General features: G+C 70.3%; 5 protein-coding genes. 2 read left to right on the forward strand and 3 right to left on the reverse strand.

What is annotated here, in order from left to right:
* Positions 1–64 precede the first annotated feature (64 nt).
* The 3 genes from BFF76_RS03485 to BFF76_RS03495 all read right to left on the reverse strand — a co-directional run bounded on the left by BFF76_RS03485 (position 65) and on the right by BFF76_RS03495 (position 2,831).
* Positions 65–1,279 (reverse strand): MFS transporter, encoded by a 1,215-nt coding sequence (locus tag BFF76_RS03485; protein WP_079122297.1) that lies wholly within the window; start codon positions 1,277–1,279, stop codon positions 65–67.
* An 84-nt stretch (positions 1,280–1,363) separates the two neighbouring features.
* Positions 1,364–1,909 (reverse strand): methylated-DNA--[protein]-cysteine S-methyltransferase, encoded by a 546-nt coding sequence (locus tag BFF76_RS03490; protein ID WP_031094466.1) that lies wholly within the window; start codon positions 1,907–1,909, stop codon positions 1,364–1,366.
* Between the two features lie 49 nt (positions 1,910–1,958).
* A complete protein-coding gene (locus tag BFF76_RS03495; protein ID WP_065847134.1) occupies positions 1,959–2,831 on the reverse strand; it encodes a glycerophosphodiester phosphodiesterase in 873 nt (290 codons plus the stop codon).
* Positions 2,832–3,047: 216 nt separating this feature from the next.
* On the opposite strand from BFF76_RS03495, the gene BFF76_RS03500 reads away from it, so the two are divergent.
* Together BFF76_RS03500 and uvrB are read left to right on the forward strand one after the other, a co-directional pair.
* Positions 3,048–3,923, forward strand: a complete 876-nt coding sequence (locus BFF76_RS03500; RefSeq protein ID WP_065847136.1) for an MHYT domain-containing protein — start codon at positions 3,048–3,050, stop codon at positions 3,921–3,923.
* Positions 3,924–3,962: 39 nt separating this feature from the next.
* Positions 3,963–6,004: excinuclease ABC subunit UvrB (uvrB, locus tag BFF76_RS03505; RefSeq protein WP_065847138.1), on the forward strand; the 2,042-nt coding region annotated here is incomplete at its 3' end.

Consider the following 6,004-nt stretch of genomic DNA (forward strand, 5'->3'; position numbering starts at 1 on the left):
TCTCGATGAACGCGGCGGCCGGCATCGGCGGCGCTGTCGCCGGGGTGATCGTCTCCCGGCTGGGCTACGGCTGGCTCAACGCGGTCGTCGCCTGCCTCCTCCTGCCGATGCCGGCCGCCGCGTTCATCGAGAGGTCGGAGAGCCCCTGCACGGCTGCCCGCGCTTCCTGCGGTACGGAGTCGGTCAGCAGTGCCGAGCCGGCGACCAGACCCGCCGACCAGCCGAGACCGAGGACGAACAGGCCCGTGGCCGTCCGGGCGTGCCCGTCACCCGAGGTGCCGGCCAGCAGTGCCGCGCAGCACAGCAGTCCGGCGGCCAGCCCGATGACGGAGAGCCGGCCGACCCGGTCGGAGAGCCAGCCCATGACGGGGGAGAAGGCGTACATCCCCGCGATGTGTCCGCTGATGACCAGGCCGATCAGCTGGATGTCCGCACCGTGGTGCCCCAGGTGGACGGGGGTCATGACCATGATGGAGACCATCGCGGTGTGGGACACGCTGACGGTCACGAGCGCCACCCGGGCCATCGGTGACGCCCGCACCGCCGCGAGCCCGGCCCGCAGCGAGCGGCTCGCGGCGGTCGTCGTGGCCGGGGACGCGAGCGCCCGCGCCGTCAGCAGCGGATCGGGACGCAGAAGCACGGCGACCAGGGCTCCGGCGAGCAGGAAGATGACGAGGGCCCAGGCGAACGGGCCGGCCGTCTCCGGCACGAACGTGCTCTGGAACACACGGCTTGCGGGCGCCGCGATGTTGGGGCCCAGCACCGAACCGATCGTGGTGGCCCAGATGACGGTGGAGATCGCCCTGCCACGCCGCTCGGGCTCCGCGAGGTCCGCCGCCGCGAACCGCGCCTGCAGATTGGCCGACGATCCCGCGCCGAAGCCGGCCATCCCGAGCAGCAGCAGCGGAAAACTGCCCACGACTGCGGCGGTCACGACGAGGAACGCTCCGAGCGCCCCGATCAGATACGCCAGGACGAGTCCGGCGCGCCTGCCCCGCGAGGTCATCAGGGCGGCCAGCGGCAGCGACAGCAGTGCCGTGCCCGTCACGGAGGCGGTCGGCGCGAGCCCCGAAAGGGCTTCTGTTCCGCTCACCTGGGCCGCCAGGACCGGGGCGAGCGCGATACCGACGGCCACGCCGAGACCGCCGAGTATCTGACTGCCGATGAGCACGGCGGATATCCGGCGCCGAAGGGCCGGCAGCTCGGCGGCCGTGATCCGGGATGCGGGGAGACCTGTCGTCACCGCCGCAGTGTGCCAGCTCGCGCCTCCGTGCGACATCGAACGGGCGGATCCCGCCGCGGAGGGGGAGCCACTGGGAGACGGGAAGGCCTCAGAACCCGGAAGGCCCCTGCATCGGAAACATCAGAAGAGGGGCTGCGGAAGTATCCCCTCGAGTGCCAGCAGCTGCCGTTTCGTCTCAGTCCCGCCGCCGAACCCGCCCAGCCCTCCGTCGCTCTCCACCACCCGGTGGCACGGAACCACCACCGGCAGCGGGTTGGAGCCCATGGCGGCCCCCACTGCCTGGGCGGCGCCCGGTTGCCCGACCCGGCTCGCCAGTGCGCCGTAGCCCACGACCGTCCCGTAGGGCACGCCGGACGCCAGCTCGCGGAGCACCTCGCGCTGGAAGCCGGAGCTCAGCGACCAGTCAAGAGCCAGCGAGAACTCCCTGAGTCCTCCGGCGAAGTAGGCCGCGAACTGGCGCACCGGCTCGGCCAGCAGCGCGGAGTCCGGGGCCTCCACCGGCTCCGCGCCCAGCCGTGTCCGCAGCTGTCCGAGTGCCTTGTCCCGGACCACGGGGCGCGCGTGGAAGGCCACGGTCACCAGGCCCGCACGGGTCGCGGCGAGCAGGAGCGGGCCGATGTCGCTCGGCACGACGGACCACTCCACGACCTGCTCGTTGCTCTCCATGCGCACCACGGTACGACCGGGCACTGACACCGACGCCCCGTGAGGCCGCTCAGCGGGTGGCGTCCCGGACGGTGTCGGGGTTGTTGGTGATGATGCCGTCCACGCCGAAGCCGGCCACCTCCGCCGCCTTCGCCGCGTCGTTCACCGTCCAGGTGTTCACCCGGAGCGGCTTGCCGTGCGCGCCCTTCAGCTTCTGCACAGCGGCGACGTAGTCGGCGCCGATGGTCGTGTACGACGGATTGATCTGGTCGGTGAACGCCGCGTACGACGGCAGATCGGCCACCGCGGGGGTCCCCAGGAAGCCCGTGACGACGTCCGGACGCTGGGCGTGGACAGTTTTCACACTCTCTGCACCGAAGCTCTGGATGATCAGCCTGTGCCGCACGTGACCCCGGTCGAGCCACCCCTCCTCGCCGAGGACGCGCAGGGTCTCCCGCTCGATCCCCGGGTAGGTCTGCGGGCTCTTGATCTCCAGGAGCAGCTTCTGGCGGTTGCGCTCCAGCCGGTGCAGGAACTGCGTGAGCGTGGGCACCCGGGCTCCCGCGAAGCCGGCGCCGAACCAGCTGCCCGCGTCCAGCTTCGCGATCTCCGCCGCGGTGAAGTCCTTGACCGCCCAGGGCGCACGGCCGGGGAAGACCTCCTCGGCGTCGGTGGTCCTGCTCAGAGTGGTGTCGTGCACGACGACCAGCACGCCGTCCTTGGTGAGCTGCACATCGTTCTCCACCCAGGCGATGCCCAGATCGTCGGCCGCGTCGACGGCCGCCAGGGTGTTCTCCGGGGCGTAGGCGGAAGCACCCCGGTGGGCGTAGACGACCGGACCGTCCTGCGCGCCCGCGGCCTGCGACTGGCTGGCGGGCAGCAGGACGCAGGCGCCGAGCAGGGCGGCTACGGCACCGGAGGCGGTTGCTGTGCGTGCGGACACGTGTACTCCTCGCGTCGGGAAGCGGACAGGCAGCAGCCTCGCATCCGGTCCCCAACGGAGAGGAGGGTGATGATGGCCATGTTGTGAACGGAATGTCGGCCGCCGGATCCTCGAAGGGCCCAGAGACGGATAAAATGCCGCTCTTATGTTTGCTTGCCGGGCCTTGCCCCTTAGGGTCACCCCCGAACCCGGGCACAGCGCGAAGGGCGTACCAGCATGCAGGGCACAGTCGACGGATTCACCTACGGCCTCGTGACGCCGGTCACGGCGTTCCTCCTGGCATGCCTCGGTGCTGCTCTCGGTCTTCGCTGCACCACGCGGTCGCTGCGCACGCGAGGCGCGTACAGAGCCGGCTGGCTGGCCCTTGCGGCGACCTCCATCGGGTCCGGCATCTGGACGATGCACTTCATCGCGATGCTGGGCTTCTCCGTCCGGGAGGCGCCGGTGAGCTACGACCGGCCCCTCACCTACGCGAGCCTCGCCGTGGCGGTCGTGATGGTCGGGGTCGGTATCTTCCTCGTCGGCTACCGGGGAGCCACCCGCATGGCACTGGTCACGGGCGGGACGATCACCGGTCTCGGGGTCGCCTCCATGCACTACCTCGGCATGGCCGGAATGAACTTCGACGGTGTGTTCGAGTACGACACGCTCACCGTCGGGCTCTCCGTCGTGATCGCCGTGGTGGCCGCGACCGCCTCGCTGTGGGCGGCGGTCTCCATCCACGGCTTCCTCCCCAGCCTCGGCGCCAGCGTGGTCATGGGCGTGGCCGTGAGCGGGATGCACTACACGGGCATGGCGGCGCTCCAGGTGCACCTGCACCCCGCCTCGGCCCCGTCACCGCCCGGCGAGGCACCCGCCTCGCTGCTCCTGCCGATGATGATCGGGCCGGGCTGCTTCCTGCTGCTCGCGGCGGTGGTCGTGATGGTCGACCCGCTGGTGGTGACCGGCGGCGTGCCGGAAAGGGCGGGCCGGCAGTGCGGACACGTTCCCCGGCGCGGCGGGCCGTTGGGCTCGATCCCCGGCCAGCGCCGCCCCGCGCCGCCCCGCGAGTCCGCCTCGCGCAGGACGTACCGGGAGTCGCGGAACCGCTGATCCCCGGCCGTTGTCAGTGCGGGGTCGTACGGTGGTTGCATGCGGCCAGTCTCGAAGATCGAACGTTCGACGGCGCCTTTCGAGGTCGTCAGTCCCTACCGGCCCAGCGGTGACCAGCCCGCGGCCATCACCGAACTGGAGCGGCGCGTCCGCGCCGGGGAGAAGGACGTCGTCCTGCTCGGCGCGACCGGCACGGGCAAGTCGGCGACGACCGCCTGGATGATCGAGAAGCTGCAGCGCCCCACCCTGGTGATGGCGCCGAACAAGACGCTGGCCGCCCAGCTGGCCAACGAGTTCCGCGAGCTCCTCCCGAACAACGCCGTGGAGTACTTCGTCTCGTACTACGACTACTACCAGCCCGAGGCGTACGTCCCGCAGTCGGACACCTACATCGAGAAGGACTCCTCGATCAACGAGGAGGTGGAGCGCCTGCGGCACTCCGCCACCAATTCGCTGCTCACCCGCCGCGACGTCGTCGTGGTCGCCTCGGTCTCCTGCATCTACGGCCTGGGCACCCCGCAGGAGTACGTGGACCGGATGGTCCAGCTCAAGGTCGGCGACGAGGTCGACCGCGACCAGCTGCTGCGCCGCTTCGTCGAGATCCAGTACACCCGCAACGACCTCGCGTTCACCCGCGGCACCTTCCGGGTGCGCGGCGACACGATCGAGATCTTCCCGGTGTACGAGGAGCTCGCCGTCCGCATCGAGATGTTCGGCGACGAGATCGAGGCGCTCTCGACCCTCCACCCGCTCACCGGTGAGGTCATCAGCGAGGACACCGCACTCCACGTCTTCCCCGCCAGCCACTACGTGGCGGGCCCCGAGCGCATGGAGAAGGCGGTCGGCGGCATCGAGCAGGAGCTGGAGCAGCGCCTCGCCGAGCTGGAGAAGCAGGGCAAGATGCTGGAGGCCCAGCGGCTGCGCATGCGCACCACCTACGACATCGAGATGCTCCGCCAGATCGGCAGCTGCTCCGGCGTGGAGAACTACTCGATGCACTTCGACGGCCGTCTCCCCGGCACCGCCCCCAACACCCTCCTCGACTACTTCCCCGAGGACTTCCTCCTCGTCCTGGACGAGTCGCACGTCACCGTGCCGCAGATCGGCGCGATGTACGAGGGCGACGCCTCCCGCAAGCGGACCCTCGTCGACCACGGCTTCCGGCTGCCGTCCGCCCTGGACAACCGTCCGCTGAAGTGGGAGGAGTTCCTGGGCCGGATCGGTCAGACGGTCTACCTCTCGGCGACACCCGGGAAGTACGAGCTGTCCCGCGGCGACGGTTTCGTCGAGCAGATCATCCGGCCCACCGGGCTCGTCGACCCGGAGGTCGTCGTCAAGCCCACCGAGGGCCAGATCGACGACCTGGTGCACGAGATCCGCAAGCGGACCGAGAAGGACGAGCGCGTCCTGGTCACCACCCTCACCAAGAAGATGTCCGAGGACCTCACGGACTACTTCCTGGAGCTGGGCATCCAGGTCCGCTACCTCCACAGCGACGTCGACACGCTGCGCCGCATCGAACTGCTGCGTGAGCTGCGCTCCGGTGAGTACGACGTCCTGGTCGGGATCAACCTCCTGCGTGAGGGCCTCGACCTGCCCGAGGTGTCGCTGGTCGCCATCCTCGACGCCGACAAGCAGGGCTTCCTGCGGTCCGGCACGTCGCTGATCCAGACCATCGGACGCGCCGCCCGTAACGTCTCGGGGCAGGTCCATATGTACGCCGACAAGATCACTCCCGCGATGGCGCAGGCCATCGACGAGACCAACCGCCGCCGCGAGAAGCAGATCGCCTACAACACCGAGCGCGGGGTCGACCCGCAGCCGCTCCGCAAGAAGATCAACGACATCGTCGCGTCCATCGCCCGCGAGGAGGTCGATACCGAGCAGCTCCTCGGCACCGGCTACCGGCAGGCCAAGGACACCAAGGCCCCGGTCCCCTCACTGGGGGGCAGGGCCGCTGCGGGGGGCAAGGCGAAGAAGGACGGCGCGGTGGTCACCGACCGGCCGGCCGCGGAGCTCGCGGGAATCATCGAGGAGATGACGGACCGCATGCGGGCGGCCGCAGCCGACCTGCAGTTCGA

Origin of the sequence: Streptomyces mutomycini (assembly GCF_001700505.1) — a bacterium.
Lineage (GTDB): Bacteria > Actinomycetota > Actinomycetes > Streptomycetales > Streptomycetaceae > Streptomyces > Streptomyces mutomycini.

Excerpts from the sequence above, each read along its gene's own strand:
- BFF76_RS03485 (WP_079122297.1), bottom strand. The coding sequence starts at position 1,279 with ATGTCGCACGGAGGCGCGAGCTGGCACACTGCGGCGGTGACGACAGGT.
- BFF76_RS03490 (WP_031094466.1), bottom strand. The coding sequence starts at position 1,909 with ATGGAGAGCAACGAGCAGGTCGTGGAGTGGTCCGTCGTGCCGAGCGAC.
- BFF76_RS03500 (WP_065847136.1), top strand. The coding sequence starts at position 3,048 with ATGCAGGGCACAGTCGACGGATTCACCTACGGCCTCGTGACGCCGGTC.